This window comes from Asticcacaulis sp. W401b (assembly GCF_046503825.1).
Lineage (GTDB): Bacteria > Pseudomonadota > Alphaproteobacteria > Caulobacterales > Caulobacteraceae > Asticcacaulis.
This window is the reverse complement of record NZ_JBKFEE010000008.1, coordinates 21660-48057: the sequence shown is the minus strand read 5'-3', so window position 1 is coordinate 48057 and position 26398 is coordinate 21660. Positions and strand designations below refer to the sequence as shown.

The 26398-nt window shown below is 61.5% G+C and carries 21 protein-coding genes and 1 tRNA gene; 10 read left to right on the top strand and 12 right to left on the bottom strand.

The genetic code is table 11. The features are described 5' to 3' along the window. The first annotated feature begins 10 nt into the window (after window positions 1–10). Window positions 11–2671 carry a molybdopterin-dependent oxidoreductase gene (locus ACK8OE_RS15360; RefSeq protein ID WP_410273260.1) on the top strand — a complete coding sequence of 887 codons (2661 nt, stop codon included), beginning with the start codon at window positions 11–13 and terminating at the stop codon, window positions 2669–2671. Between the two features lie 84 nt (window positions 2672–2755). Here the strand turns inward: ACK8OE_RS15360 and ACK8OE_RS15355 are convergent, their stop codons facing one another. The 5 genes from ACK8OE_RS15355 to ACK8OE_RS15335 form a co-directional block, all read right to left on the bottom strand. Beyond that, window positions 2756–3565 carry an ABC transporter ATP-binding protein gene (locus tag ACK8OE_RS15355; RefSeq protein WP_410273259.1) on the bottom strand — a complete coding sequence of 270 codons (810 nt, stop codon included), beginning with the start codon at window positions 3563–3565 and terminating at the stop codon, window positions 2756–2758. Between the two features lie 11 nt (window positions 3566–3576). Further along, window positions 3577–4464 (bottom strand): nitrate ABC transporter permease, encoded by an 888-nt coding sequence (ntrB, locus tag ACK8OE_RS15350; RefSeq protein WP_410273258.1) that lies wholly within the window; start codon window positions 4462–4464, stop codon window positions 3577–3579. Window positions 4465–4539: 75 nt separating this feature from the next. Further along, window positions 4540–5790, bottom strand: a complete 1251-nt coding sequence (locus tag ACK8OE_RS15345; protein ID WP_410273257.1) for a CmpA/NrtA family ABC transporter substrate-binding protein — start codon at window positions 5788–5790, stop codon at window positions 4540–4542. Window positions 5791–5803: 13 nt separating this feature from the next. Then, window positions 5804–6934: an alginate export family protein gene (locus ACK8OE_RS15340; protein ID WP_410273256.1), complete on the bottom strand. Its 1131-nt coding sequence runs from the start codon at window positions 6932–6934 to the stop codon at window positions 5804–5806. Between the two features lie 672 nt (window positions 6935–7606). Beyond that, window positions 7607–9163, bottom strand: a complete 1557-nt coding sequence (locus ACK8OE_RS15335) for an ISL3 family transposase (RefSeq protein WP_410273255.1) — start codon at window positions 9161–9163, stop codon at window positions 7607–7609. Between ACK8OE_RS15335 and ACK8OE_RS15330 the strand changes: the two genes are divergently transcribed. After that, window positions 9158–9640: a hypothetical protein gene (locus tag ACK8OE_RS15330; RefSeq protein WP_410273254.1), complete on the top strand. Its 483-nt coding sequence runs from the start codon at window positions 9158–9160 to the stop codon at window positions 9638–9640. The two genes, ACK8OE_RS15335 and ACK8OE_RS15330, sit on opposite strands and share 6 nt — an antisense overlap. Window positions 9641–9942: 302 nt before the next feature. Further along, window positions 9943–10293 carry a transposase gene (locus tag ACK8OE_RS15325; protein WP_410273253.1) on the top strand — a complete coding sequence of 117 codons (351 nt, stop codon included), beginning with the start codon at window positions 9943–9945 and terminating at the stop codon, window positions 10291–10293. 178 nt (window positions 10294–10471) lie between these two features. On the opposite strand, the gene ACK8OE_RS15320 is transcribed toward ACK8OE_RS15325, so the two are convergent. The 4 genes from ACK8OE_RS15320 to zigA are packed head-to-tail and all read right to left on the bottom strand — an operon-like array spanning window position 10472 to window position 14016. Next, a complete protein-coding gene (locus ACK8OE_RS15320; protein ID WP_410273252.1) occupies window positions 10472–10966 on the bottom strand; it encodes a DUF3299 domain-containing protein in 495 nt (164 codons plus the stop codon). After that, entirely contained in the window at window positions 10963–12168 is a 1206-nt protein-coding gene (locus ACK8OE_RS15315; protein WP_410273251.1) for an ABC transporter permease, read from the bottom strand. The genes ACK8OE_RS15320 and ACK8OE_RS15315 overlap by 4 nt, the downstream gene beginning before the upstream one ends. Beyond that, on the bottom strand, window positions 12165–12809 hold the full coding sequence (locus tag ACK8OE_RS15310) for an ABC transporter ATP-binding protein (RefSeq protein ID WP_410273250.1): 645 nt from the start codon (window positions 12807–12809) through the stop codon (window positions 12165–12167). Before ACK8OE_RS15310 ends, ACK8OE_RS15315 begins: the two co-directional genes overlap by 4 nt. 1 nt (window position 12810) lies before the next feature. Continuing rightward, on the bottom strand, window positions 12811–14016 hold the full coding sequence (zigA, locus tag ACK8OE_RS15305; protein WP_410273249.1) for a zinc metallochaperone GTPase ZigA: 1206 nt from the start codon (window positions 14014–14016) through the stop codon (window positions 12811–12813). Between the two features lie 75 nt (window positions 14017–14091). Between zigA and ACK8OE_RS15300 the strand changes: the two genes are divergently transcribed. Together ACK8OE_RS15300 and ACK8OE_RS15295 are read left to right on the top strand one after the other, a co-directional pair. Beyond that, complete coding sequence (locus ACK8OE_RS15300; RefSeq protein ID WP_410273248.1) at window positions 14092–14472, top strand: MerC domain-containing protein; 381 nt, start codon at window positions 14092–14094, stop codon at window positions 14470–14472. A gap of 25 nt (window positions 14473–14497) precedes the next feature. Further along, window positions 14498–16060 carry an alkaline phosphatase D family protein gene (locus ACK8OE_RS15295; RefSeq protein WP_410273247.1) on the top strand — a complete coding sequence of 521 codons (1563 nt, stop codon included), beginning with the start codon at window positions 14498–14500 and terminating at the stop codon, window positions 16058–16060. A 37-nt stretch (window positions 16061–16097) separates the two neighbouring features. Here ACK8OE_RS15295 and ACK8OE_RS15290 read toward each other — a convergent pair whose 3' ends face one another. After that, window positions 16098–18209, bottom strand: a complete 2112-nt coding sequence (locus tag ACK8OE_RS15290) for a TonB-dependent siderophore receptor (RefSeq protein ID WP_410273246.1) — start codon at window positions 18207–18209, stop codon at window positions 16098–16100. Between the two features lie 71 nt (window positions 18210–18280). Here ACK8OE_RS15290 and ACK8OE_RS15285 point away from each other — a divergent pair, with 71 nt between their 5' ends. Genes ACK8OE_RS15285 through ACK8OE_RS15275 form a run of 3 tightly spaced genes read left to right on the top strand, consistent with a single transcriptional unit; the run spans window position 18281 to window position 21812 of the window. Next, the gene (locus ACK8OE_RS15285; RefSeq protein ID WP_410273245.1) at window positions 18281–19033 is read left to right on the top strand and encodes an ABC transporter ATP-binding protein; all 753 of its coding nucleotides are present in this window, start codon (window positions 18281–18283) and stop codon (window positions 19031–19033) included. Continuing rightward, window positions 19030–20460, top strand: a complete 1431-nt coding sequence (locus ACK8OE_RS15280) for an ABC transporter permease (protein WP_410273244.1) — start codon at window positions 19030–19032, stop codon at window positions 20458–20460. The genes ACK8OE_RS15285 and ACK8OE_RS15280 overlap by 4 nt, the downstream gene beginning before the upstream one ends. After that, entirely contained in the window at window positions 20457–21812 is a 1356-nt protein-coding gene (locus tag ACK8OE_RS15275) for a DUF3526 domain-containing protein (RefSeq protein WP_410273243.1), read from the top strand. Before ACK8OE_RS15280 ends, ACK8OE_RS15275 begins: the two co-directional genes overlap by 4 nt. A gap of 346 nt (window positions 21813–22158) precedes the next feature. On the opposite strand, the gene ACK8OE_RS15270 is transcribed toward ACK8OE_RS15275, so the two are convergent. Then, window positions 22159–22248 (bottom strand) — tRNA-Ser (locus tag ACK8OE_RS15270). A gap of 172 nt (window positions 22249–22420) precedes the next feature. Here ACK8OE_RS15270 and msrA point away from each other — a divergent pair. Then, a complete protein-coding gene (gene msrA / locus ACK8OE_RS15265; protein WP_410273242.1) occupies window positions 22421–23059 on the top strand; it encodes a peptide-methionine (S)-S-oxide reductase MsrA in 639 nt (212 codons plus the stop codon). A gap of 89 nt (window positions 23060–23148) precedes the next feature. Here msrA and ACK8OE_RS15260 read toward each other — a convergent pair whose 3' ends face one another. Continuing rightward, complete coding sequence (locus ACK8OE_RS15260; RefSeq protein ID WP_410273241.1) at window positions 23149–23991, bottom strand: NAD(P)H-hydrate dehydratase; 843 nt, start codon at window positions 23989–23991, stop codon at window positions 23149–23151. A gap of 590 nt (window positions 23992–24581) precedes the next feature. Here ACK8OE_RS15260 and ACK8OE_RS15255 point away from each other — a divergent pair. After that, window positions 24582–26384 carry a DUF885 domain-containing protein gene (locus ACK8OE_RS15255; protein ID WP_410273240.1) on the top strand — a complete coding sequence of 601 codons (1803 nt, stop codon included), beginning with the start codon at window positions 24582–24584 and terminating at the stop codon, window positions 26382–26384. Window positions 26385–26398: the final 14 nt, after the last annotated feature.

Sequence of the window (26398 nt, the reverse complement as noted above, 5' to 3'; positions counted from 1 at the left end):
GAGAGGTTCAATGACCACCACCCAATCTACCACCTGTCCCTATTGCGGCGTCGGTTGCGGCGTCGAAGCGACGCTTGCTGGCCGTCAGATGACCGTGCGGGGCGATGGGGCGCATCCGGCCAATCAGGGGCGGCTCTGTTCCAAGGGCACGGCGCTCGGCAAGACCTTCGGACTGGAGGGGCGATTGCTCAGCCCGCGCCGTCGCACGCCACAGGGTTTTGTCGATACAACATGGGACGCGGCGCTTAGCGAGGTGGCCCGGCGTTTCCGCGACATCATCGCCGAACACGGGCCGGATGCCGTGGCCTTTTATGTCTCCGGTCAGTTGCTGACCGAAGACTATTACGCGGTCAACAAGCTGGCCAAGGGCTATATCGGTACCGCCAATATCGACACCAATTCGCGCCTGTGCATGAGTTCGGCGGTGGCCGCCCACAAACTGGCCTTCGGGGCCGATCTGGTGCCGGGGGTCTATGACGATCTGAGCGAAGCCGATCTGCTGGTCTTCAGCGGCCACAATGCCGCCTGGACGCACCCGGTCCTCTATCGTCGCATCGAGGCGCGTCAGGATCAGTTCCGCGTCTGCATAGACCCGCGCCGCACCGATACGGCCAAGGCGGCCAACCTGCATCTGATGATCCGCCCGCAGACGGATGTGCGCCTGTGGAATGGCCTGTGCGCGCACCTGATCGCGCGTGATGCGCTCGATCATGACTTTGTGGATCAGCATACGCAGGGCTTTTCACGCCTGATGGCCGCGCTCGCCGCCGACGATCAGAGCCTTGAGGCCGTGGCCGCGGATTGTGGTATCTCGCCGGCCGATCTGAAGACGTTTTATGATGCCTTTCTGCACACGGATAAGGTGGTGAGCTTGTTTTCCATGGGCTCCAACCAGTCGTCGCAGGGCGTGCACAAGGGGCTGAGCCTGATCAATGCCCACCTCCTGTCGGGCAAGATCGGCAGGCCGGGGGCTGCGCCGTTTTCGATCACGGGGCAGCCCAATGCCATGGGGGGGCGCGAAGTGGGCGGGCTGGCCAATATGCTGGCCGCGCATATGGATTTCGATGACGCGTCGAGAGCCCTTGTGCAACGCTACTGGGGCTCACCGACCCTTGCGCCCAAACCCGGCCTGAAGGCCGTCGATATGTTTGAGGCGGTGCGCACGGGCAAGATCAAGGCCATCTGGATCATGGCCACCAACCCCATGGTGTCCATGCCCGACGCCAACCGCATCCACGAAGCCTTGTCGAACTGCGAACTGGTGGTCGTGTCGGACGTTATGACGCGCACCGATACGATGGATATGGCCCATATCCAGCTTCCGGCAGCCGCCTGGGGCGAAAAGGACGGCACGGTGACCAATTCCGAGCGCGTCATCTCGCGGCAACGCGCTCTGACCGAGCTGCCGGGGCAGGTGCGCCCGGACTGGGCCATCATTGCCGAGGTGGCGCGGCGGATGAACCCGGATTGGGCGCAGGCCTTTGACTGGGCCGGGCCGGATGAGGTGTTTGCCGAGCACGCCGGGCTGACGGCCTTTGAAAACAACGGGCAGCGTTTTTTCGATCTGGGCGGCCTCTGTGGCATGTCAAAGGCGCAATACGACGCGCTGATGCCGGTGCGCTGGCCCTTTCCGGCCGATGGCCTGCCGGCGACGCGCCTGTTCGCCGATGGGCGTTTCAACACGCCGAATGGTCGGGCGCGGCTGGTGCCGCCGGTGGTGCGCGGCCCGGCTCAGCCGCCGACGCCGGACTTTCCGTTCAGTTTCAATTCGTGCCGCGTGCGTGACCACTGGCACACGATGACGCGCACGGCGCTGGCGCCGGAACTGAACCGCCATATCACCGAGCCGACGCTGGACATCCACCCGAAGGATGCGCGGCGGCTGGGGATACGTGACGGACGGCTGGCGGTTGTGACGACGGCGCAGGGCGAGGCCATCTATAAGGCGCGCGTGACCGACGATGTGCGCGTCGGCAACCTGCACGCCCCGATGCACTGGACACAGCAGTTCGCGCCCTTTGGTCGCTCAAACCCGCTGATCAATCCGGCGGTCGATCCGTTGTCCGGGCAGCCGGAGTTCAAGCACACCCCGGCGCAGGTGCGGGCCTTCGGGGAGGTCTGGCATGGTTTTCTGATGGTGCCGCGCGATTTCGACGGCGCGCCGCCTGTGTTTCAGCCGGATACGGTCTGGCGTCGCACCGCCTATGCCCACGCAGATGGCTATGAGATGGCGGGCACGGGCGCGCCGGATAGCGCGGACTTTGACGCCACGGCGACGCTTGAGGACCCGACGAGCGGCATCCGGCGTCAGGTGCGCGTCGAAAACGACCGCCTGACGCGGGTATTGTTCATAGCACCGATCCACAAAAAACTGCCGCCGCGCGACTGGCTGCTGGAGTGCTTCGGAGAGCCGGAACTGAGCGCGCCACAGCGTGCGGCGCTGCTGATCGGGCGGATGCCGGGCGTGTCGGACAAGGGCCGTATAATCTGCGCCTGCAACAGTGTGGGCGAAAACGCCATCCTGGCCTGCATAGACGATGGCGCGGCTACGGTCGAAGCGATCGGCGACGCGACGCGCGCCGGCACGGCCTGCGGCTCGTGCAAGGGCGAACTGAAACAATGCCTGTTGCGCCACGCTGAGGGCTTAAAAAAGGAAACGGTGCAAGCCTGAGACAGGCCCAAACACAAAAAAAACGCCGCCCGATCTTTGCGGGCGGCGTTTTTTTCATGGACGACTGTCTCAGGGCTGATTGTTTCAGGCCGGTTCGGCCAGCGGGACGGGTGCGTGATCGTGAGCTTCGAGGAAGCTGACGATGCGACGGCGGCATTCGACAAACTGCGCATCCTGCATGACGACCTTACGGTCTCGCGGGCGGGGCGTCTTCACGTCCACGATCTCCCCGATGCGCGCCTTCGGGCCATTGGTCATCATCACCACACGATCGGCCAGCAGAACGGCTTCATCCACATCATGTGTGATCATCAGCACGGTTGAGCGGATGCGTTCGTGCAGTTCCATCACCGTATCCTGAAGGTGGGCGCGGGTGAGGGCGTCGAGCGCGCCAAAGGGCTCATCCAGCAGCAATACCTTGGGTTCCATGGCCAGGGCGCGGGCGATGCCGACGCGCTGCTTCATACCGCCTGAGATTTCGCCGGGACGTTTATCCTTCGCGTGGGTCATCTTGACCAGTTCCAGATTGTGCAGCGTGCGGTCGTGGAGCTGTTTCAGGTTTTCCCTGGCACCGTAGAGCTTGGCGACGGCCAGACGCACGTTCTCATAGACGGTCATCCACGGCAGAAGCGAATGGTTCTGAAACACTACGGCGCGTTCGGGGCCGGGGCCTTTGATCTCTTTGTTGTCGAGCAGGGCGGCCCCCAGCGTCACGGGCACAAGGCCCGCGACCACGTTCAGCAGGGTGGACTTGCCGCAACCGGAATGGCCGATGATCGACAGGAATTCGCCCTTATTGACGCTGAGCGAAACGTTGTCGAGCACCTGCGAGATGACGCCATCGCGCTCGAAATCGACATAGATGTTTTCAAGGGAAAGAAGCGGTTTGGACATGAGGTAACCTTTTAATCCGCAGTGGTGCCGCGCGAGACGTACTGACCCACAAGGGCCACCAGACGGTCGAGCACAAAGCCGACCAGACCGACCCAGACGAGAGCGACGATGATGTCGGACATGCGCGACGAGTTGTACTGATCCCAGATAAAGAAGCCGATGCCGACGCCACCCAGCAGCATTTCAGACGCGACAATGGCCAGCCAGCTCATGCCGACCCCGATGCGCAGGCCTGTGAAAATGTGCGGTGTGGCGGCGGGCAGCATGATCTTGAAGAAGTATTCGCCGGGCGTCAGGCGTAACACCTTGGCGACATTGACATAGTCCTGCGGGATATTGCGCACGCCGACCATGGTGTTGATCACGATGGGCCAGATGGAGGTGATAAAGATGACGAACAGGGCTGACGGCTGGGCTTCACGCAGGGCGGCCAGCGAGATAGGCAACCAGGCCAGCGGCGGCACGGTGCGCAGGACCTGAATGATCGGATCGGTCCCCTTGCGCGCCCAATCAACCGTGCCGAGGAAGGCGCCCAGAAGGACACCGCACACGGCGGCCAGTCCAAAGCCTATACCCACGCGCGACAGGGAGGTCAGGACATGCCAGAACAGGCCCTTGTCCACGCCGCCCCGGTCATAGAAGGGATCAAAGATCAACTCCTGCGCTTCCATCAAGACCATGGAAGGCGAGGGCAGACCACCCGGAAAGGCGGTCCCCAGCGCTTCCCACATCAGGAGCAAGGCGCTCACCGTGAGCAAAGGCATCAGGTAGTTCCCGGCCTTGTCAGCCAGCTTTCGCCGCCTGGAGGCCGCTATCTGTTTGGCCTGCGCCGCCGCCAGAAGGATCTGGTTATGCTCGGCGACCGGGTCTGCGGAGACATCAGTCTGAGGGGAGGTCATTTTGTGAACTTCAAAGGGCATGGAAACCTCAATATCCCTCTCCCCTTCGGGGGAGAGGGTTGGGAGGGGCTTAAATCAGGCCAGCTTCTTGACGGGCTGGCTGGCGAGGTAGGCATTCGGGTTGGTCCAGTCGAAGGTCTTGCCATCGAAGAAGCGCTCGACACCGCGGGAATCCGCCGGGGCCGGGATGCCATACTGTTTGGCCACTTCGCGCCACAGGTCGGAGCGGTTGACCTTGTTGACCAGCGCCTTGGTATCCACGTCGTTGTCGATAATGCCCCAACGCTTGTTTTCGGTGACGAACCAGGTGTCATGCGACTTGAACGGGAATCCGGCATTGTCGGCCCAGAACTTCATCAGATGCGCTGAGCCGGAGACATTACGGCCATCGCCGTAATTGATCTTGCCCTGAAGGCGCGGCAGGATGTCGTTGATCGGTACGTTGATATACTGACGCCCGGCGGTGATGGCGCACATGGCGGGGCGGTTCTTGTCGCACCATTGCTGGGCTTCCATGACCGCCGCGATGAGGGCCTTGGCCGCATTCGGGTACTTATCGACCCAGTCGGCACGCATCCCCAGGGCCTTTTCCGGATGGTTCATCCAGATTTCGGAGGTCGTGGTGGCGGTATAACCGATCTTCTGATTGACGAGCTGACCGTTCCACGGTTCACCCACGCAGAAGACGTCCTGCGTCCCGGCCTTCATATTGGCCACCATCTGCGGCGGCGGGATGACGATGGTGGAGACATCCGTATCCGGATTGATCCCGGCAGCCGCCAGCCAGTAGCGCACCCACAGATCATGCGTACCGCCGCGATAGGTCATGGCCACCTTGGCCAGATTGCCGGCGGCCTTCATCTGGGCAAACTTGGCCCTGGCACCGGCGGCGTTCAGCCCGACCTGCACGTTTTTCAGATCGTTGCCGACGCTGATACCCTGACCATTGGTGTTGAGCCGCGCCAGAATATACATCGGCGTCTTGCGCGCGCCGACGCCGAGCGTGAACTGATAGGGCATGGGGCTGAGGATATGCGCCCCGTCGATGCCGCCGCCCTGTGAACCCAGCACGATATTGTCGCGCGTGGCCCCCCATGAGGCCTGTTTCAGCACCTCGACATTGGGCAGGCCGTATTTGGCAAACAGGCCCTTCTCTTTGGCGATGATGAGGGGGGAGGCATCGGTCAGGGCAATAAAGCCCAGCTTGGCGCCGGAAACTTCCGGCCCCTTACCGGCGGCAAAGGCCCCGGAGGGGAAAAGCCCTTTGGCGGCGGCGACGGTGGCGGCAGCCCCGATCAGGGCCTGACGGCGGGAAAAGGTGGTCATATCAGTCGGTCCCTTAAAGTTTGTATTCGAAGCCGACCCACACCTTGGTGCGCGAGGCGGGCATGAGGGTGTTGGCGCGCTCAAAGTCGGCATATTTCAGCAACAGCGACAGGTTCTTGGTCAGGCCGGAGGCAAACTGCGCGTCGAACTCCGTGCCGATCGACTGGCTGAGGCGCTCCGTCTCAAAATCGTGGTAGGCGAGCGTCAGGGTCGGGTTCTTGATCAGCGGGAAGGACGGATGGGTGTAGCCCGCCACCGTCAGGGTGTAGCTGAGGTTCTTGAACCCGTTGGCCATGGTCTTGTTGCCATTGAAGGCCAGCGCATCGGACCAGCCATTGAAGGCGTGCGCCGTAGCCAGCGGCGTAATAAAGCCGCGCGTGCCGTCGCCCTCAAAGGTCTCGTAACCGACCTTGAAAGTGTACATGTCCCAGGTCACTGCCCCGTCGATATTGGAAGCGGACAGTTCGAAATCGGCCGGGTTATAGCCATAGTCGGTCTGCTTGGCGTAATAGCTCGAATAGGCCAGCTTGAAGGATGATACCCAGGCCGAACCTGACGCCTTGAGGCCTATGGTATTGGTCGAGTTCGCCTTGGCATTCTCAAAATCGAGCGCGTAATCAAAGGCCTGAAGCTTCAGGGCTTCATTGATCGGCAGGGTGACATTCAGCAGGTGGCTGTCGGAATCCCAGTCAGCGCTTTCGCCCAGGATACGGTTGACCTGAAACACATAGGCGTAGGTGACGGCCAGCTTGCCCACCGTGGTATCAACGCGCAGGGCATCGAAGGTCTGTTCGTCCTGACGCCAGCCGACATTGCCGATGAAGCGTGCATCGTCGAGGATGAGGCGCTGACGACCGGCGGTGATGGTGGTGAAGCTCGATGGCGTCCACACCACCTGCGCGCGGTTCAGTTCGGTCACGGTCGGGTCATTGACCGCCGGATATTGCGTCTTGCCATTGGTCGTCGAGTTATAGTCGTCATCCAGAGCGCGGACGTCTTCGAATTCCACGAGGAGTTTCAGGTTCTTCCAGTCCGCCGATTGAAAGCCGATGCGATTGCGCAGGGTCAGGGCCGATCCCTTTTTCAGCCCCGCCTGATCGACGCCTTCGTAGCGCAGGCGGCTTTCCAGCAGGGGCTTGCCCATGGCCAGCGCCTCGCTAAACGTCTCCTGAGCGAAAGCCGGGGCACACACCCCGCATAAAAATGTTGCGCCGCACAAAATTAAGGGCGCACTTTTCCGACGCAGCTTTAGATGGGCCACGGTCATATCCCCTGAAAAGAGCAAAAAAAAACGCCCCAGACTAAACCGCAGGTTCCCCTTGTACGGTAATGGTCTGAGACGTCGTTGTCCGGTGATGGGCGAAGCCTTCTGTGGCCCCGCCGTGTGTTATCCGCCTTTGGATAACAACGTGAGCGTCATATAACATTCACGAGGCGTCTGTCTTTTTTTTTCGCATACGCGTAAAATTTATCAAAGACGCCATCGTGTGAGATAGTTTGGCCACAAGGGAACACGCCAAATCGCCGGACTCTGGTGTTGCTGCGCTGCAACTGGGCAATTTTTTCCAATACAGCGTTATTTCGGCTGTTTTCCTAAATTGCAAGTTGTGCTCTTACTGGCGCGTCCGATTATGATTGGCATAGCTGGGGGGCGGAATGGGCTGGCATTATCTTTCTATAGCTGTTGCCCTGATCTGCCTTGCAGTGTCGGGTAATGTACACGCCAGCGACCTCAGGCAGGCGACCACGCGTCTCGATGAGGGGCTGTAGATCGGCGTGCAAAAAGGGCTCTGACGCAATTTTGGTGCAAACGGGTTCAATAAACATCCACCAACCGCGCCTGAAGAAGTTCGATCTTGGCGCGGCCGTACATTTGGCGCTTCACGAGCTTCAGTTTAGTGATCTGCCCCTCTGTCTGGCCGTTGGACCATGATGAGGAGATCGCCGCGCTGACTGCCGCCCGGTCCCTGGCCACGCCGTTAGCGAACGAGGTGATCAGGCTGGCTTTTGCTTGCTCGACCCAGGGGTCGAGTTCAGCCATGGCCTTTTTGCGGATCATGGTGTGGAATTTCGCAACAAGGTCGCGTGCTTCGACAAGTGACGGAACGCCGCCTTCGATAGCCGCGACGAGCAAGGTTTCCGCTTTCGACAAGGTATCTCTCCCCACTGTCATTAGCCTGGCAATGGTCCTCGCCGACGGAACACGCTGTAAGCTTTCAGCGTCGGCCTTTTCCGAACGTCGCCGCCTTGTCGCCCACTCGGTAACGACCCGCATTGAACCTTGGAAGCCTAAGGCTTTGAGACGTCGCCAAAGCTCGGCACCATTTCGATGGCCGGCCACCCATTGTTCATCCAGCCATGGCAAGTGTAGTTCAAGGGAGCTTTCACGAACGCGAAAAATGTCCGAGCGTTGGCCCCGCAAGATTTTCCTGACCATACCGCGGCTATGACCGGTAACCCGGGAAATCTCTCGGATCGAAGCTCCGCTTTCCGACTGTTTAAGGATCGCGGCGTTGGTATCTTCACGTCGAAGGTAGCCTTCGTATTGGAGCCGTTCAGCCGAGGTGAGCAAGTCCGCATTGATTACAGTTGCGCCTATTGCCGCCCGGACCTGGCGCATAGATTTCCGCACGGCATCCCTGAATGCCTGGCTGGCATTCTCCATCAGATGCCAGCGATCCGCCACTTGTGTCGCTTGGGGTAGCGCCTTGGCCACGGCCCCGCCGTAACCGCCGCCGCGATCCCTGGCGACAATGGTAATTTGCGGTTGGCCACCGAGCCACGCCTCAGCCGTTACCGGCTCTCTGTCGGGAAGAAGTCGGATTGGTCGCCGTCGTTCCAGGTCACAAATAATCGTCCCGTAGCGCTGATTGCGACGCCAAGCCCAGTCGTCAATACCGATTACTCTTGGAGGTGCAAATGCCTTTCCGCTTCGCCGTCGAACGACGCGCAGCAATGTATCGTTGCTCACCGGAACCATCAGGCGCGAGGCAAAACTGGCGGCCGGGCGGCCTCCCAATGCCAAGCCGAGTTGGTGAACGACATAGTCGAGCCGAGCTGTCCGGCGTGCCCAAGGGGCCAGGACCGCACTATCGTACCGCTCGGTAAAGATGCGTCGCTTGCATGAGACGAAGTCGCACTGAAAGCGACGCGCCGAAACAAGAAGGCGCACCGGCCGCCCGCCCAGTGGCAAATCACCGACACGGCGACAATACTGGCTGCGGACACGTTCGGATAATGAACCGCAGCACGGACAAGCGCTGCTCCTGTTCGTCGCGCGCACCGTGACAACGGTGGCAGCACCGTCGGTCACCGCGTTAACGACCTCGAAGCCGGCGGGGACGAGGTTGGAAGGTTTGAGGGCGTTTTGCATGACGTTGATTCTCAGGTGAAACCAAAGCCAGCCGACGCTCTAACTGCATCAAAATTGAGTCAGAGCCCCTTTTCCACGCCGGTTGACACTGTGCCGCAGGGTGTTCTGATAACCGACATCGGACTGGATGTGGAAGGGGCTCAGTGTTACTTTGATATCCCCCTCAGGCTTTGGCGCAACACCTCGGATAAGGCCCAGGCCTATGTGCTGGCAGGATCTTCGAGTGCCGGACGCGTTTCCTTTGCCGCCGGAGAGGTTTTTGCAAAATGGCCGGAAGCGGTGTTGTTAAGCAACAACAGCACCTTTGTTTCTGTCAAGGAAGGCGGGAATGGGGGATATAAAGCCTTTAGCCTTCGCCAGGTGAATGTGGAGAGCGCCGATCAGATTTCGGTCGGTCTTTTGTATGAAAAGGGCTGTGATCTACAGGCCACCCGGCTTGTCGATACTCTGGTGCAGGCCCGTTCGCCGAAACCTTAGAGCGATATGTCGAAAAGTGTGAGCGGTTTTCGACAAAAATATCGCGACAAAACAAAAATTTAGAGCGGAATGACGTTCCCGTTTAAAGTCATTTCGCTCTAAGAGGGGCTTCTGCTCAACCCCCGGTTTGCCGGAGCGAGGTTGACAATACATCCGCCGATGACGTCTCCCTATGCTCACGCGCGCCATCGGGAGGGCATTTTCAGCGCGCTTGCGGGTGCCGAGGATGCGCCGGATCGGCTGTTCATCGACAGCAGCTGCATCAAGGGCCACCGCTGCGCGGGAGGGGAAAAAGGGGGGGCTTGGCTCAGGGTATCGGCCGCACGAAGGGCGGACGCAACACCAAACTCCACGCCCTCAGCGACGCGAAGGGGCGTCCTCACGTCCTGCTCCTGACGCCCGGCAACGTCCACGATTGCAAGGTGGCCAAGCTGTGCATCGAGGTCCTGCCGGCCTCCGCCGAACTTGCCGCCGACAAAGGTTTTGACAGCCAGGCCCTGCGTGAATGGCTCGACGCGCGCGGTACCGAGGCCGTCCATCCCATCACCGCGCTAATCCACAAATGCAGGATTGGGTGCTCACTCGTTTTGCTCTTCACCTTAACACAGCTTATCCCCTCTCGTAGGTCTCTTCCATCCGGAAGCATAGTTTAGGGCTGTAATGCGATTTGCGCCCGGGCAGGCTGGCACTTCCCGCGCTGACGTTAACCTGAAATCCAGTTCAGGTCAGAGCGAAGTCTGACCGGTCCTATACCCGCTTTCCGGATGGCCGGAGTAATTCTCAAATGATGGATCTCGATGCGAATGAGCGATGATCAGTTTCACCAACACTTTACGCCTTAACGGGCTTGGCATTCGTCATAGAGAAAAAGACGCCCATTTCCGGATTGCTGATCAGCTTGAACTGCCCCTCAATGGTCAGGGGCTTGTCGTTCCAGGCTACGGCCTTGAGGCTGCGCACCTCGATCACCTCATTGGGCTCGCCCGGCGGATGGAACAGGCACACCGGCGTGTTGATGCCGATCAGGAAATGCTTCGTCAGGTCCAGTCCATCAAGCGGGATAATAAAGCCTCTGACCTTCAGGGTTTGCCCGATCAGGGCCTTGACCTCGTCCGTCGGGGTCAGGCTGTAAAGGGCGGTTTTGGCGTTATAGCGCACCTTGCACTGGCGCAGCTTCACCCACAAAGGGTCGGATGAGCGCGGCAGGGTGCGCTGAAAGGCGCGCTCGCCGCTGAGTTCACCATCGGTGGTCGAAGCCTTCTGTTCGCGCCAGGCCGCAAGGCTCAGGGCGGCAGGCAGGAACAACATCAGGTCGCGGCGTCTCATGCGCGGAATCCTTCATCATCACGGGTCAGAGCCAGGCGCAGGGCGGGCACAAGCGCGCTGAGGCACGCGGTCAGCAGAGCCGCCCCATAGAGCCAGGGCCATTGATCAACAGGCAGGCCGGGGCGAGGAGACAGGCCATAGGCGCTCAGGGCGTGGGTGAGCGCGGACTGTCCCAACAGGCTGAGCCCCACGCCCAGCACCAGCGCCGCATGGACGATCAGCAGCGCCTCGGCCAGACATATCAGGCTGAGATCAAGGGAGGTCGCCCCCATAAACCGCAGCAGAGTGAGGTCACGCGCCCGGCGGTTCAGCGCCTGTACCAGCGACAGGGTCAGGACCAGCGCGCCAAAAGCGCCGATGGCCACAAACAGCCCCGTCGCGAAGTAGATGACCGGGCGCACGAGGCTGAGCAGCCGCGCCAGTTCCAGTTGCGGGCTGGCGGCCGACAGGGTGTCGCTCTGATTGATCAGGGCAGGGGCCGCGGCCAGTGCCACGGGAGAGGTGAAGCTGACCAGAACGGCATTGACATGATGACCGTCTGTGGCTTCGGCGTGGTCGTGATCGTCTGCGTCCGGGCCGTGCGCGTGCACCCGCGCGATGGAGCCCAGATCGGACAGCAGAAGGTGGTCGATAACGCCTCCCGTCGGGGCCAGGATGCCGGTGACGGTGTAGCGTGCGGCGTGCGCTTCGCCTTCACCAGCCAGTCCGTGACTGGAGCCCAGTGTCTGACCGAGGCGCAGGTTCAGCGTCTTTGCGGCCTGCGCGCCGGCGACCATCTGCATCGGCTGCGTCCACAGACGACCCTGTGCCAGTCGGGCGTGATAGAAGCCAACGATGTCCGGTCGCGTCCAGACGATGCGGATGCCTTCGACGCTGTCCCCCAGGGCGATAGGGACACTGGCGCGGATATAGGGTTTGAGATCCGGCTCGGACAGGCGGGCTTCGACGGAATTCAGGGACACCAGACCGGGGGCGGGCGTCTGATGCAGGGCGCAGCACAGGCTGAGGTCGAGACCGGAGGCCTTGGGCCCGACCACCATGTCGGTTTCGGAAATGCGCGCCTTCACCGCTTCGGGCAGGGCGGTCTGGGCCCACAGGATCAGGATAAGCCCGGCCAGCCCGCAGGCCCCGATCAGCAGGGTCAGGGCGGTGGACCCCCAGCGGCGCCACAGGCCCGCCAGTACGAAACGCGCGAACATCATGTCAGCGCCCTCGTTACAACTTCGGCGACAGAGCCCAGACGCGCCTTCACCCGCGCGTCGTGGGTGGCAACGATCAGCGCCGTGCCTTCGTCCTGCGCCAGATCGATCAGCAGCGACAACAGCGCCTCGGCATTGGTCTCATCCAGTGCCGCCGTCGGTTCATCGGCCAGTATCAGGGCCGGGGCATTCATCACCGCACGCGCCAGAGCCACGCGCTGGGCCTGACCCTGACTGAGGCGATCTGCGCGCCGGTCTGTCAGGGCTGATATGCCCAGCCGGTCGAGCAGGTGATGGGCGCGGGCAAAATCCAGCGGCAGGTGCGCGCTGGCGCGGGCCATCTGAAGATTGTCCATAACGCTAAGGGAGTCGATCAGGCGGTAGTCGGCGAAGACAAAGCCGATGCGCCGCCCGCGTAAACGCGCGCGATCTATAGCCTTGCTGGGCCAAAGGGGCTTGTCTTCCAACTGCACCGTGCCGTTTACGGGGGCGATCAGTCCCGCCAGACAGAGCAGCAGCGAGGTCTTGCCCACCCCGGACGGGCCGGTCAGGGCCAGGGTCTGACCGGCACTCAAGCGCAGATCAGGGAGCCCGATAAGGGCGTCCCCACGTCGCACGGCCAGATTTTCTGCGCGCAGCGGCATGTCACGCGGGCTCGCTCTGGCGTCCCCAGACGGGGAAGGGGTCAGGCAGTTTTGCCCAGCTTTTGGGGCCGCGTTGCCACTCGGCCGGGGTCAGCAGCGCCGCATCGAACATGGCGCTCAGGGCCGCCTGATCCATGCCCTTGCCGATCAGCACAATTTCCTGCCGCCGGTCGCCATAGGGGGCGCGCCACACCTGATCCAGAAAGGCGCGCGACTCCGGGTCGTCCGGGCGGCGGTTCGGCGGGATGGCCGCCCACCAGTAGCCGCCCCACTCATGAGTGGCCGCGGCCCCGGCCTGCGACCACGACCCGACATAGTCCATGCGCGAAGCCAGCCAGAAAAAGCCCTTTGAGCGCCAAACTCCCGGCCATTCTCGGTCGAGAACCGCCTTCAGCCGCGCCGCATGAAACGGACGGCGGGCGCGGTACACAAAGCTCGATATGCCGTATTCTTCGGTTTCGGGGACGTTGTTGAACTCCAGCGCCTGTCGCCAGCCGGCGGCCGACTGGGCGCGCTCCATATTGAACAGACCCGTGTTGAGTATGTCGCTTAGCGGTACCACGCCCTTTTCGGCATAGACGATGCGCGCCAGCGGATTGAACTGACGGCAGATGCCTTCGACGTCACGTCGCTGGTCGTCGGTGACGAGGTCGAGCTTGTTGAGCACAATAACATCGGCAAACTCGATCTGTTCGACCAGCAGATTGACCACGGTGCGGGTGTCGTCTTCGCCGAGACTTTCGCCACGATCGGCCAGAAAATCGGAGGAGCCGTAATCGCGGTGGAAGTTGAAGGTATCGACGACCGTGACCATGGTATCCACGCGGGCCAGATCGGCCAGAGACACGCCGCTTTCTTCAACGAAATCGAAGGTCGCCGCCACGGGCATGGGCTCGGCTATGCCCGTGCCTTCGATCAGCAGATAATCAAAGCGCCCGGATTGCGCCAGCACCCGCACCTCTTCCAGCAGGTCTTCGCGCAGGGTGCAGCAGATGCAGCCATTGGACATTACGACCAGCTTTTCCTGCGTGCGTGACAGGTTGGCGTCACCGCCCTTGACCAGAGCGGCATCTATATTGACCTCGCTCATATCATTGACGATCACCGCCACCCGCAGTCCTTCGCGATTGCGCAGGACGTGATTGAGGAGGGTCGTCTTACCGGCCCCCAGAAAACCAGAAAGAACGGTCACGGGAAGTTTGGTCATGGGAGCCTCATGCGTGCTTGAATTTTGATATGTTATAATATAACGCAATCGGACCGCAACTGAAAAGGAGGCCTCATGTCGGCCGCGCGTAAAGTTTCCAAAAGCCGAACCCTTGATGCATTGGCTATGGGGCTGTCGGGCTTGTGTGTGGCGCATTGCCTCCTGATGCCGCTGGTGCTTGCGGCCCTGCCGTTTCTGGGGGTGTTCAGTGAAAACCCGCTCGTCCATCAGGTGCTGGTGGGGGTGGCCGCTCCGGTGAGCCTGTTTGCCCTGATCCGCTCCGGTGGCTGGCGACGGGCAGGGCTGAGCGCAATGGCCCTTACGGGGTTGGGGCTGCTCAGCGTGGCGGCATTTTATGCGCCGGCCGAAGCCTGGGAAACGGCATTGAGCGTCACTGGGGCAGCGCTGTTAGCGACCATGCACCTCTCCAATGCCCGCTTGCCGCACCGACACTAAACCGTTTCTTCCTGAGGTTCGCCACATGATGACTACCGAAATGACCCGTCGCGCCTGGATAGCGGCGGCTGCAAGCGCTGTGCTCGTGCCTCCGGCATGGTCGCAGGCGGCACCACCCTTTACACTTGGGGTCGCCTCAGGTGATCCGTGGGACGACGGCTTTGTCATCTGGACGCGTCTGGCGCCCGATCCGCTGGCGGCCGACGGATTGGGTGGACTGAGCGCACCGGTGGCGGTGCGCTGGTTCGTCTATGACGATGCCGAGGGCCGTCGCGTCGTGCAGCGAGGTGAGGTGATGACCCACCCGCGTTCGGCCCATACGGTGCACGTCACCTTACGTGATCTGCAACCCGACCGGCCCTACTGGTATCGCTTTGAAGCGCTGGGGGCGCAAAGCCCGATGGGCCGGGGGCGCACCCTGCCGCACGCCGATGCGCAGGTGCGCGAACTCAGGCTCGCCATGGCCTCGTGTTCGCACTACGAAGTCGGCTATTTCAGCGCCTACCGCCATATGGCGGCGGAAAATCCGGACTATGTGCTGTTCCTTGGCGACTATATCTACGAGTTCAGCTTCAGCGACCCCAAACGCAAGGTGCGCAATCACGATCAGACGGCGGACGCCACTGATCTGGCCGGTTATCGCAATCGCTACGCGCTTTATCGAACGGATGCGGACCTTCAGACGCTGCACGCCACGACCTCGTGCCTGATGACGTGGGACGATCATGAGGTCGAAAACGACTATGGCGGTCTGTTGCCGCAGGACGTGGCCGAAGACCCCGGTTTCCTGAAGCGGCGGCTGGCGGCGTATCAGGCCTATTATGAACACATGCCGCTGCGCCGCGAATCCCGCCTGAAAGGGCAAAATCTGAGGCTTTATAAGGGGTATCGTTTCGGCCGTCTGGCGGAAATCAATATGCTGGATGGTCGCCAGTACCGTTCGGCCCCGGCCTGTCCGACACCGACGAGCCGTCGGGGGCGGGTGGTCGGCGATGACTGCCCTGAGCGGCTGGACCCCAAACGGACCATGCTGGGCTTCAGGCAGGAGCAGTGGTTGTTTGACCGCTTCAAACAGTCGCAGGCGCGCTGGAACCTGCTGGGGCAGGACCTTCTGGCGGCGTCTTTGCGTCAGAAAGGCAAGGACGCTGAGGGGCGGGCCATTGTGGGGCACTGGACCGATGGCTGGGACGGCTATCCGGCGACGCGCGACCGAATGATTGCGGCCATGCAGGCGACGCGACTGTCCAATCCGGTGCTGCTGGGCGGGGATATCCATTCCTACTGGGCGACTGAACTGAAGACGGATCCGCGCGATCCGGCCTCGCGATCCGTCGCAGCGGAATTCGTCGGGACATCGATTACTTATGACGGCCCGCCCTATGAGGTGTTTGCGGACATGCGGCCCGAAAATCCGCATGTGAAATATTTCGAAAGCCGCCGCCGGGGCTATGTCTCCCTGACCGTGCGACCGGAGGCGCTGGAGGCGCGGTTTCAGGTCATTTCGGACCGCCGCGACCCCCAGGCCACCCTTTCGACCTTGGCCAGCTTTGTCGTGGAAAACGGCAAGCCGGCCATACAGCGGCTATGAAAACGGCCCGGCATGACGAACCGGGCCGTCTTTTGCCTTAAAGGCTGTAGCGCAGGCGCAGCGTCAAAGCGCGCGGGGCTCCGGGCGTCAGCCACACAGCGTCGTAGCTATTTTCGATGTAAGCCTTGTCGAACAGGTTGTCACCTTCAAGACGCAGTTCGACCGTCTCGCTGACCTGCCAGCCGACGCTGGCGCGTGCTGTGACATAGGACGGCAGGCGGAAGCCGCTGTTATTGGGATCGCCGGCACGTTCACCGACGAACACCAGCCCGCCGGACCAGCTCACAGACCCGGCCGCGTGCTGTTCCGGGGCGTAGCTGATGAACAGCGCGCCGCTGTGTTCGGGGATATTGCTCAGGGGCCCGCCCACCAGAGCGGCAGTGGTGTCACGCGTCACCTTGGCGTCCACATAGGTATAGACACCCGTCACATAGGTCGAACGGTTCAGCGCATAGGTGGTTTCAAACTCCAGCCCCTTGGAACGCGCGGACCCCAGCGCAACCTGATAAGCATTGTCAGTCGGATCAGTGCTGAGGATGTTGTCCTTGCTGATGTCGAACATCGACACGGTGCCGGTCAGCTTGCGCTCTTTGAGGCTGAACTTACTGCCGATTTCGTAGGCTTCGCCCTTTTCCGGTGCAAAGGGACGGTTGAAGCGGTCCGCACCCTGATTGTAGCGGAAAGAGCGTCCATAGCTGGCGTAAAAGGAAAGATTGTCTGACGCCTTATAGGTCAGGGCGGCGCGGGGCGAGGTCTGACTCACCGACTGCGCTACCGCGGTGTTGTTCATGCGGTTGGTCACGGTCTGATCGATGTCATCGTGGCGCAGGCCCAAAAGCAGGGTCCAGTGATCGCCAATACTGATCAGGTCCTGCACGAAGAGGGCGCGTCCGCTCAGGTCTTCGTGATTGTCAGTATTGAGCGGGGCCACCGGCTTGGTCTGGCCATAGACCGGATTATAGATATTGATGCCATAGGGGTTGGCGGCGGTCGGGTTGAAGCGCCAGAATTTGCGATACTGGTTGTAGGCAAAGCCGTCGATCCCCGCCCGTATCTGATGCTCAGCCCCGAAAGCCTGTGTCAGCGCGCTGAGTTCCAGACGACCGCTCAGATCGTCCCAGGTGTAGTCGTGGATGCGCAATTGCCGGCGCAGGATCCCGTCGGCCTGCAACAGGCGATTGTGCGTCGATTCGCCGGTCATTGCGCCGTCGCGATAGGCCAGCCCGCCTTCGACAGAGACGCTGTCGGACAGGTCATAGGTCGCTGTTAACTGATGCTGGGTGCTGGTCTGATGGATGTGGCCATCATTGGGCTCACCCAGAAAGCGCGTGACGGGCAGGGCCAGCGGCTCACCATTGACGGCCACGAGGCCGCGGTCATGGGTAAAGTTCACACGGTTGAATTCGCCCTGATACAGAAAACGCAGAGTGTCGCGCGGCGCATAAGCGATCGACGGCGCGATCAGCCAGCGGTCGGAAGGGGTAAAGTCCCGGAACCCGTCCGAGCGTTCCGCCACTGCGATCAGGCGCGTCGTCACCTGCGACCCGACAGGCGTGCCTGTATCCACCGCGCCGCGCCAGGTGGCGAAGCTGCCCGCTGAGAGGTCGGCACCGAAATGCGCCCGGTCCAGCGGGGCCTTGGTCACAATATTGATCGAGCCGCCCGGCTCGCCCTTGCCGGAAAGGGCCGAAGCCGGGCCTTTCAGCACCTCGAAGCGTTCGATGGTGGCGACATCGCGGCGGGCATTGAAGCCGCGATTGGCGCTGAAGCGATTGATCAAAAGGTCCGGGCCCTGATTGATGTCGCCGGAAAAGCCACGGATGGCGTAGGCATCCCACGCCCCGCCAAAGCTGTTCTGCCGCGACATGCCGCCCGCCAGATCATAAAGCTCCCCCAGCTTGGTAAACCCGGCGTCCTCAATCAGGTGTTCGTCGATCACCTTGACATTTTGCGGCAGGCGCAAGGGCTCGATATCGAGGCCCTTGATACTGGCCGCGGCCTTGCGTGACCCGGCCACCACAACCGTTGTCGGCTCCTCGGCGGCGGCGGGCGCATCGGCGCAGGCTGTGCCGGCCACTGCGCCACTCAGCGCCAGCGCGATCAGCGAGGCGGAGCCAGACAGGCGGAGGCGTTTTGTTGGGGAGGTCATCATTTTTGCCCTTGAAGTGTTACGTAATAACATAATAAGAGCGTCGATACTGATATATGAGGCCGTTGACAATGACCGAAATGCAACAGGGTGATCAAAGCGCAATCCTTCGCCTGAAGGCGGTTTCCGCTGGCTATGGCCAGCGGACCATTCTCAATGACCTCAGCCTTGAGGTCAGCCGGGGCGAGATATTTGCGCTTTTGGGCGGCAATGGTGCGGGCAAGTCCACCACCCTCAGGGTGCTGCTGGGCTTTCTCAAGCCGTCTGCCGGTGAGGTGACCCTTGCCGGGCAGGATGTCGTCGCCGACCCAGCCGCCGCGCGGGCGCACATGGCCTATGTGGCTGAGAATGTGGCCCTTTATGAGCATCTGAGCGCGCGGGAAAACCTCGCCTATCTCCTGACGCTGGCGGGAGTCACCGCCGAAGCGTCGCGTATTGAGGGCGCGCTGGAAGCGGTGGGGCTGGACGTGGCGGCGCGCGGCCAGCGGCTGTCGGGCTATTCCAAGGGGATGCGGCAAAAGACGGCGATTGCGCTGGCGGTGGCGCGCGAGGTGCCGGTCCTTTTGCTGGACGAGCCAACGTCGGGCCTCGACCCCAAGGCGATCAGCGAATTCCATGATCTGCTGGATGTCTTGCGCGCGCGGGGCACGGCCATTCTAATGGTCACGCATGATCTTTTGGGGGCCACGCAGGTCGCCGACCGCATCGGTTTCCTGAGTGAGGGGCGCCTGACGCAGGTGGCGGACAAAAGCGAAGACCGGAGCTTCGATATCAACCGCCTCTATCAGGCCTATCAGACCGCGCAGCCGGGGCAGGTGGCATGAGCCGTGTTTTGACCATCGCTCTCAACGAAGGGCGGGCCCTGTTGCGCAACCGCACGGCCGTGATCAGTGCCGCCCTGTTTTTACTCCTCAGTCTGATGGCTATTCTCAATGCCTGGGATCAGTTCCGCTATGCGCAGGGGCTGCGTCAGACCTATCAGTCGGAGGCCAATCAGACCTTCGATGCGCAGCCTGACCGCCACCCGCACCGCATGGTGCATTACGGGCACTTTGTCTTCCGACCGCTCAATCCGATGGCGGCCTTTGATCCTGGCGTCGATGCCTTTACCGGGCAGATGCTCTATCTGGAGGGCCATCGCCAGAACAGCGCCAACTTTTCCGACACGCGGCAAAACACTTCGCTTGTGCGTTTTGGTCAGTTGACGCCCGCCTTCTGTCTTCAGGTGCTCGCCCCGTTGCTGCTGATCTTTCTGGGCTTTGGCGTCATTGCGCGCGAGCGCGAAAACGGCACGCTGGTACTGTGCCTGACGCAAGGGGTTACCGGCCCTCAGATGTTTTGGGGCAAGGCGTTGTGTCTGGCCGTCGTGGCGGGCCTGATCCTGCTGCCGGCGCTGGTTAGTCTGGGTTGGCTGGCCACGCAGGCGATGCTGGGCTGGGGGCTGACCCTGGCGATGCTTACCGGTTACGTCCTCTATCTGCTGATCTGGACGATGGGGATTGTTCTTGTCTCGCGTTTTGCACGGCGTGGTCGTGAGGCCCTTCTGGGGCTGATCGCCCTGTGGGCCTTTTTCTGCGTTTTCGTTCCGCGCATAGCGCCTGATCTCATTGCCCATGCGCGCCCGCTGCTGACTCAGATGGAGACGGATATCCGCATCCACAAAGAGCTGAAGGCCATGGGAGACAGCCACAATCCCGATGATCCTTACTTTAATGCCTTCCGGCAAAAGGTGCTGAAAAGCTATGGCGTTTCGCGGATCGAAGACCTGCCGGTGAATTACAAGGGCCTGCTGGCGCTGGAAGGCGAGCGCATGACCAGCGCCTTGTTTAAGGCCTATGCTGACCGCAACTTTGGTCAGCAGCACGCCCAGACGCGCCTGATGGACGGTGTGGGCCTGCTGGCACCGGTGCTGGCCGTGCAGCGCGTCTCGATGTCGGCAGCGGGCACAGATCTCAGCGCTTATCAGGCCTTTCTGGAACAGGGTGAAGCCTACCGTTTCGGGCTTGTCCAGCACCTGAACCAGCTGCAGGCCACGGCCCTGACCTATGCCAACGATACCAACAAGGCGCGGGAAAACCGCATCTCGCACGACCACTGGACCGACTATCCCGACTTCGTGTTCCGCCCGCTGGCTATGGCTGAGCGTCTGGAGCGCCTCAGTCCGGCTTTGGGTGTTCTGGCGCTGTGGTGCGGGGTTCTGCTGGGGCTCGGTCAGTGGTCGGCCCTGCGTCTGGAAAGGCTGATGAAATGACTATCCTCCGGTTTGAATGGCTGTTGCTGATACGCTCACGCCTGACGCTGGCGGCGCTTATTGTGCTCAGTGTGCTGTCTATTTTTGCCGTGGCGCGCGGGCTGCACGAAGTCGCGCGTCAGAATGCGGTCATTACGCATCTGGAAACCCTCCAGAAGAATGATATGTCCGATCTGGCCAAGGCCTATGGTCCGGAGGGGGATGCGGGCTACGCCGCCTATTACAGCTTTCACCACACTTTTGACCCGCCCTCGCGGCTGGCCTTTGCGGCTCTGGGGCAAAGAGACGTCCTGCCCTATAATCTGCGAGTACGCGCGTTGGGTTTACAAGCCCAGTTGTATGAGGGGGATATCTTTAATCCGGAACTGGCTCTGCCCGGTCGCTTCGATCTGAGCTTCGTGCTGGTCTATCTGACGCCGCTGTTTCTTGTGGTGTTGCTGCATGATCTTGTCTCAGGAGAGGCGGAAAGCGGCCGTCTCAGCCTGCTGCGCGCCGCCCCAAAGGCTGGCATCGCCTTGTGGCTGAGACGGGTGGCCCTGCGCAGCGCTCTGGTTTTTGCGGCCGTGGCGGTGCCTTTTGTCGCCGGGGCCGTAATCGCTCAGGCGCCGGTTGCGGGGGTTATGGGTGGTGTCGCCCTGATCGCGCTTTATGTGATGTTCTGGACGGCGCTGTGCCTGCTGACGGCGGCCTTCGGCTTCGGCTCGCGCATCAACGCGTTGGTGCTGCTGAGTCAGTGGGTCATTCTGGTGCTGGTCGCGCCGACCCTTGCCCATATCGCCATCAGCCGCAGTGTGCCGGTGCCGCAGGGCGTCGATATCGTGCTCAAGCATCGGCAATTAGTACATGGGGCCTGGGAAGTGCCCAAAGACCTGACGATGCAGCGCTTCTTCCACTCTCATCCCGAATGGAAGGCCACGGCCCCGCTGGGTAAAACCTTTGAATGGAAATGGTATTTCGCTTTTCACCACGTCGGCGATGAAAGCGTGGCGGCGGACGTCGCCACCTATCGCGGTCGAATCCTGCAGCGTCAGGCGCTGGCCGAAGGCGTAGGCTATCTCTTGCCGTCGGTCGGTGTGCAGGCGGCGATGGAGCGACTGGGCGATACGGATATCCGCGGTTATCTGAGCTATCAGGATCAGATCAAGACCTTCCATACGGCGTTGCGCCGCTTCTACTACCCCTATATTTTCAACAAGACGCCCTTTCCTGAGCCCGAATACGCCAAGGTGCCCCGCTTTGAGCCCCGTTCCTATGGCGGTGGGATCGGCGGCTTTTGTCTGCTGACACTAGCGGCCCTAAGTGCCGGTCTCGGCGGTGGGGGTGTGTGGCTTATGCGTAAGCGTATCGCTTAATGCAACACCCCCCGCGGCTGTAGATTAAAACCTGTCGCCGGGCGATGTTCGAGTGCGCACTGTGGCCGTTTATGGTTTATGTTTTTCCGCCAGCCGCTGAAATCAGCTCCATAGCCGGTTGGCTGACCAGCGCGCGAAAATGAAACCGCTGCCCCCAGCTCAGTGGCGTTACGTCGTGATATTCGTGCATTCTGTCGTCGGGCAGATAGCCCGGATGCACCTGCTTACGAAGCGATGCGCGCGCATTGGGATCAGCGCCGTGATCCAGAAGTAGTGGGTGAATGCTGGGGTCAGGCTGTCGGAAATTCCGTGAATGTCGGTAAATTCAATTATTTGCGGGGGAGGGTGGCGGACAGAGAGGGATTCGAACCCTCGATAGAGTTGCCCCTATACACGCGTTCCAGGCGTGCGCCTTCAACCACTCGGCCACCTGTCCATCACTGGCAAGACCGGGCCATGCCGCAGGTCTTGGGAAGGCGGCGGTTATAACCGTCCACCGATAAATCGCAAGCCCCTAACTGGCCTCTGGCGCTATCTTTTTTACACCCTATATGTCCGGCATAGGTCTATATTGGGGATAAATCCCCCTGCATACTCAGGAGCCGCGCATGTTCGGTAGCAAAACCCGCCTGATTTCCCGTGAAGACGCCCTGCCGGGCCGTGCCGAGGCCCTGCCCACCGACACGACTCACGCCGTACTGGGGACGCCGCTGAAAGGCCCATTCCCTGAAGGCACCGAAACCGTAGTGTTCGCCATGGGCTGTTTCTGGGGCGTCGAGCGCCTGTTCTGGCAGCAGGCGGGTGTCTATACGACGGCGGCCGGCTATATCGGTGGCTACACGCCCAACCCGACCTATCGCGAGGTGTGCACCGGTCAGACGGGCCATACCGAAGGCGTTCTGGTCGTCTATGATCCGGCCAGGGTCAGCTTTGAGGCGCTTTTAAAGCTCTTCTGGGAGCGCCATGACCCGACGCAGGGGATGCGTCAGGGCAACGATGTCGGCACGCAGTACCGTTCGGCCATCTTCACCACCACCGAGGCGCAGTACGAGGCGGCTCTGAAGTCACGCGATGCGTTTGAGGCCGCGTTGTCGGCCAAAGGGCTTGGCCCGATCACCAGCGAGATTTTCGGCCCCGACAGCGATCAGCCCTTCTACTACGCCGAGGACTATCATCAGGGTTATCTGGAAAAGAACCCGGAAGGCTATTGCGGACTTAAGGGTACGGGCGTCACCTGCGCCATTTAAGAGACCCTCGCCGGGTACGGGCTCCGCCACCTTGGCCGCCGCCTCAATGGCGGCTTGAGCGGCATGATTCCCTCAGCACTCATGCCGCTCTACTGTGTGGGCTTAATATCACGCAAGATCGCCGGGATCTGTTCGCTCAGGTCCTCGGCGATCAGGCCCGGCCCGAAGCGGCGCGCGGCCTCTGAATGCAGCCAGACCCCGGCGCAGGCGGCCTCAAAGGCCTTCATCTTCTGGGCCATCAGACCGCAAATCAGCCCGCCCAGCACGTCACCTGAGCCGGCGGTGGCCAGCCACGGCGGGGCGTGGCGATTGACCACCAGCCTGCCGTCAGGGTGGGCGATTACGGTGTCTGCGCCTTTCAGCAAGACCACGGCCCCGGAGGCGGCAGCCGCATCGGCGGCGGCGCGCGCCCGTTCTTCGGCGCGGCCAAAGACGCGCGCAAATTCGCCTTCGTGCGGGGTGAGGACGCAGGGGCCGCTAATGGCAGCAAACAGGGTCTTCGGGTCGTCCTTGAACACGGTCAGGGCGTCGGCATCAAGCACGCAGGGCTTTTGCGACCTGAGCGCCGCCAGAACGCAGTCGCGCGTGCGCTCGTTCAGCCCGGCGGCGGGCCCCAGCAATACGGCGGTAACCCGCGGGTCGCCGATAAGCCCGCCGAATTCGGCGACATCGCGCACGGGTTTGGTCATGACGGCCTCAAACGCCGTCGCATAGACGATCAGGGCCGACGGGTCGCAGGCCACGGAGACCAGCCCGGCGCCGGCGCGCAACGCCGCCCGCGCCGCCAGTCGCGCCGCCCCGGTCGAATGAAGCGGGCCACCCAACACGACGGCGTGACCGCGGTCATACTTGTTGCCCGCCACATCAGGAGAAGGGAAGTGGGCGAACCAGTGTTCCGGACGGTTATCGGCGGGGGTAGGTAGGGTGCTCATGACAGGCTCGGCGCGCTAAATTCACAGACCACATCCCTATACCATGCGCGCATCCTTTTCGGGAGCCGGATCAAAGGCCTGCGGCATCCGGAACTCTACCGCCTGAAAGTTCTGTCAAACACGCACAGATGCGCATTTTCAATCATCATATCCCCAAAACATGTGATACCGCCCCCTAAAATGAGGGGGTAAGGTTTGGCAGGTTGCTGTTCAAAGCGATGTGCGGAAAAGTGTGAGCGGTTTTCCGCAAAAACATCGCGACAAAACAAAAGTTTAGAGCGAAATGGTGTTTCCACCTAAAGTCATTTCGCTGTAGTGTCGATGTTTGGCTCCGGGAGCTGGGGGTTGCCGGGGGGAAGCGAAACGTCGCAAATGCCGGAACGGACGCATGGCTCATCGCCAGAGTTGTCCCCCTTTGGTGCTGCCGCTTCCTTGTCCCAGGATCGGCCCCCCACGTCCAGACGTCCGTTCCGGCCCTTTTCAAACATTACAGAGAGTTCATCTTCCCCCCGTTGCGGCCTGTGCTGAGCGGGGTTAGGGTCGTTGCCTGCGCAACCTTGTGCGCCCGTACCTTTTCCGGAGATGCCTCCATGCTTGATCGTCGTTCGCTTTTGTCCGGGGCCTCGGCCCTTGCCGCTATGGGGCTGTCGGCCGGTACCGCCCTGGCGCAGACGGCATCGGCGAAGCTGAACGCGACGTTTGACGCCATCTTCAATGAAATGGTCGATCATTCGCCCACGGGGGCCACCTCTCTGGGCCTCGATACGGGGGCGCGCGCCGCCCTGAAAGCCAAACTCGATCCCGCCACGCCGCAGGAGCGCGCCCGCTACACCGCCTTCCTCGAAAAGTCGGTCTCCGCCCTGAAGGCCATTCCGCGCGATCAGTTGTCCGGCATGGACCGCATCAATTACGACGCCGTCCTGTGGGACCTGACCCAAAGCCTGAACGGCTATAAGGCCTTCGCCTTTGGCTCGCCGGGCTCATCGCCCTACGTCATCACGCAGTTGACGGGCTCCTATATCTCGATCCCGGACTTCCTCGACAGCCAGCACACGATCGAGACCAAGGCCGATGCCGACGCCTATCTGTCGCGCCTCAAAGCCTATGCGGTACTGCTCGATGAGGAAACCGCCAAGATGCAGGCCGACGTGGCCAAGGGCGTCATTGCGCCGGACTTCGCGTTGCAAAAGGCCATCACCCAGCTCAGGACGCAGCGCGACACCAAGGCCGCCGACAGCGTGCTGGTGCAATCCATCGTCCGCCGCACGAAGGAAAAGACCATTGCCGGTGACTGGGGCGCGCAGGCGACCCAAATTTATGAAACCGCCGTTGTCCCGGCCCTCAGCCGTCAGATCGCCGCCGTAGAAGCCGTCCTGCCCAAGGCGACGCACGATGCGGGCGTGTGGCATATTCCGCAGGGCGAGGCCTATTACATCTATGGCGCGCGCGGCGGCACCTCGACCGACCTAACGCCGGACGCCATCCACCAGATCGGCCTCGATAAGGTCAAGGAAATCAATGCCGAGCTGGAAAAGGTGATGACCAAACTCGGCATGACCACGGGCAGGACGGGCGAGCGCCTGAAGGCCATGGCCAAGGATCCGAAGTTTGTCTATCCCAACACCGATGTGGGCAAGGACAAGCTACTGGCCGATCTCAATAAACAGGTCGAGGTGGTGCAAGCCAAGCTGCCGGCCTATTTCGGCGTACTGCCCAAGACGAAAGTGACGATCAAGCGCATCCCGCCGGCGACCGAACTGGGCGCGCCGGGCGGCTATTATCAGCCGGCCTCGCTCGATGGCTCGCGTCCGGGGGCCTATTATATCAATCTGCGCGACACGGCCGAGGTGCCGAGCTGGACCCTGCCGACCCTGACCTATCACGAGGCCATTCCGGGTCACCACATGCAGATTTCGATCCAGCAGGAAAACAAGAACCTGCCGATGCTGCGGCAGATTTCCGGTTTCAACGCCTATATCGAAGGCTGGGCCCTCTATTCCGAAGAGGTGGCGGCCAAGGATATGGGCATGTATGCCGAAGACCCCTATGGCTATATCGGCTATCTGCACGACGCCCTGTTCCGCGCCTGCCGGCTGGTCGTCGATACGGGGATGCACCATAAGCGCTGGAGCCGCGAGCAGGCCATGGCCTTCATGGACGCCAATCTGGGTGATCCGAACGAAACCGAAATCGAACGCTACTGTGTGTGGCCGGGTCAGGCGCTGGGTTACATGATCGGCAAGATCAAGTGGCTGGAGCTGCGGGCCAAGTATCAGGCAAAGCTGGGCGCGAAGTTCGATATCAAGGCCTTCCACGATACCGGCCTGACCGCGGGGGCGGTGCCGCTGTCGGTGCTGGAAACCGTCTATGCCGAATGGGCCGCGAAGCTGTAATCAAGAGGAAAAGC

Excerpts from the sequence above, each read along its gene's own strand:
- ACK8OE_RS15360 (WP_410273260.1), top strand. The coding sequence starts at position 11 with ATGACCACCACCCAATCTACCACCTGTCCCTATTGCGGCGTCGGTTGC.
- ACK8OE_RS15355 (WP_410273259.1), bottom strand. The coding sequence starts at position 3,565 with ATGTCCAAACCGCTTCTTTCCCTTGAAAACATCTATGTCGATTTCGAG.
- ntrB (WP_410273258.1), bottom strand. The coding sequence starts at position 4,464 with ATGACCTCCCCTCAGACTGATGTCTCCGCAGACCCGGTCGCCGAGCAT.
- ACK8OE_RS15345 (WP_410273257.1), bottom strand. The coding sequence starts at position 5,790 with ATGACCACCTTTTCCCGCCGTCAGGCCCTGATCGGGGCTGCCGCCACC.
- ACK8OE_RS15340 (WP_410273256.1), bottom strand. The coding sequence starts at position 6,934 with ATGGGCAAGCCCCTGCTGGAAAGCCGCCTGCGCTACGAAGGCGTCGAT.
- ACK8OE_RS15335 (WP_410273255.1), bottom strand. The coding sequence starts at position 9,163 with ATGCAAAACGCCCTCAAACCTTCCAACCTCGTCCCCGCCGGCTTCGAG.
- ACK8OE_RS15320 (WP_410273252.1), bottom strand. The coding sequence starts at position 10,966 with ATGAGACGCCGCGACCTGATGTTGTTCCTGCCTGCCGCCCTGAGCCTT.
- ACK8OE_RS15315 (WP_410273251.1), bottom strand. The coding sequence starts at position 12,168 with ATGATGTTCGCGCGTTTCGTACTGGCGGGCCTGTGGCGCCGCTGGGGG.
- ACK8OE_RS15310 (WP_410273250.1), bottom strand. The coding sequence starts at position 12,809 with ATGCCGCTGCGCGCAGAAAATCTGGCCGTGCGACGTGGGGACGCCCTT.
- zigA (WP_410273249.1), bottom strand. The coding sequence starts at position 14,016 with ATGACCAAACTTCCCGTGACCGTTCTTTCTGGTTTTCTGGGGGCCGGT.
- ACK8OE_RS15300 (WP_410273248.1), top strand. The coding sequence starts at position 14,092 with ATGTCGGCCGCGCGTAAAGTTTCCAAAAGCCGAACCCTTGATGCATTG.
- ACK8OE_RS15295 (WP_410273247.1), top strand. The coding sequence starts at position 14,498 with ATGATGACTACCGAAATGACCCGTCGCGCCTGGATAGCGGCGGCTGCA.
- ACK8OE_RS15290 (WP_410273246.1), bottom strand. The coding sequence starts at position 18,209 with ATGACCTCCCCAACAAAACGCCTCCGCCTGTCTGGCTCCGCCTCGCTG.
- ACK8OE_RS15285 (WP_410273245.1), top strand. The coding sequence starts at position 18,281 with ATGACCGAAATGCAACAGGGTGATCAAAGCGCAATCCTTCGCCTGAAG.
- ACK8OE_RS15280 (WP_410273244.1), top strand. The coding sequence starts at position 19,030 with ATGAGCCGTGTTTTGACCATCGCTCTCAACGAAGGGCGGGCCCTGTTG.
- ACK8OE_RS15275 (WP_410273243.1), top strand. The coding sequence starts at position 20,457 with ATGACTATCCTCCGGTTTGAATGGCTGTTGCTGATACGCTCACGCCTG.
- msrA (WP_410273242.1), top strand. The coding sequence starts at position 22,421 with ATGTTCGGTAGCAAAACCCGCCTGATTTCCCGTGAAGACGCCCTGCCG.
- ACK8OE_RS15260 (WP_410273241.1), bottom strand. The coding sequence starts at position 23,991 with ATGAGCACCCTACCTACCCCCGCCGATAACCGTCCGGAACACTGGTTC.
- ACK8OE_RS15255 (WP_410273240.1), top strand. The coding sequence starts at position 24,582 with ATGCTTGATCGTCGTTCGCTTTTGTCCGGGGCCTCGGCCCTTGCCGCT.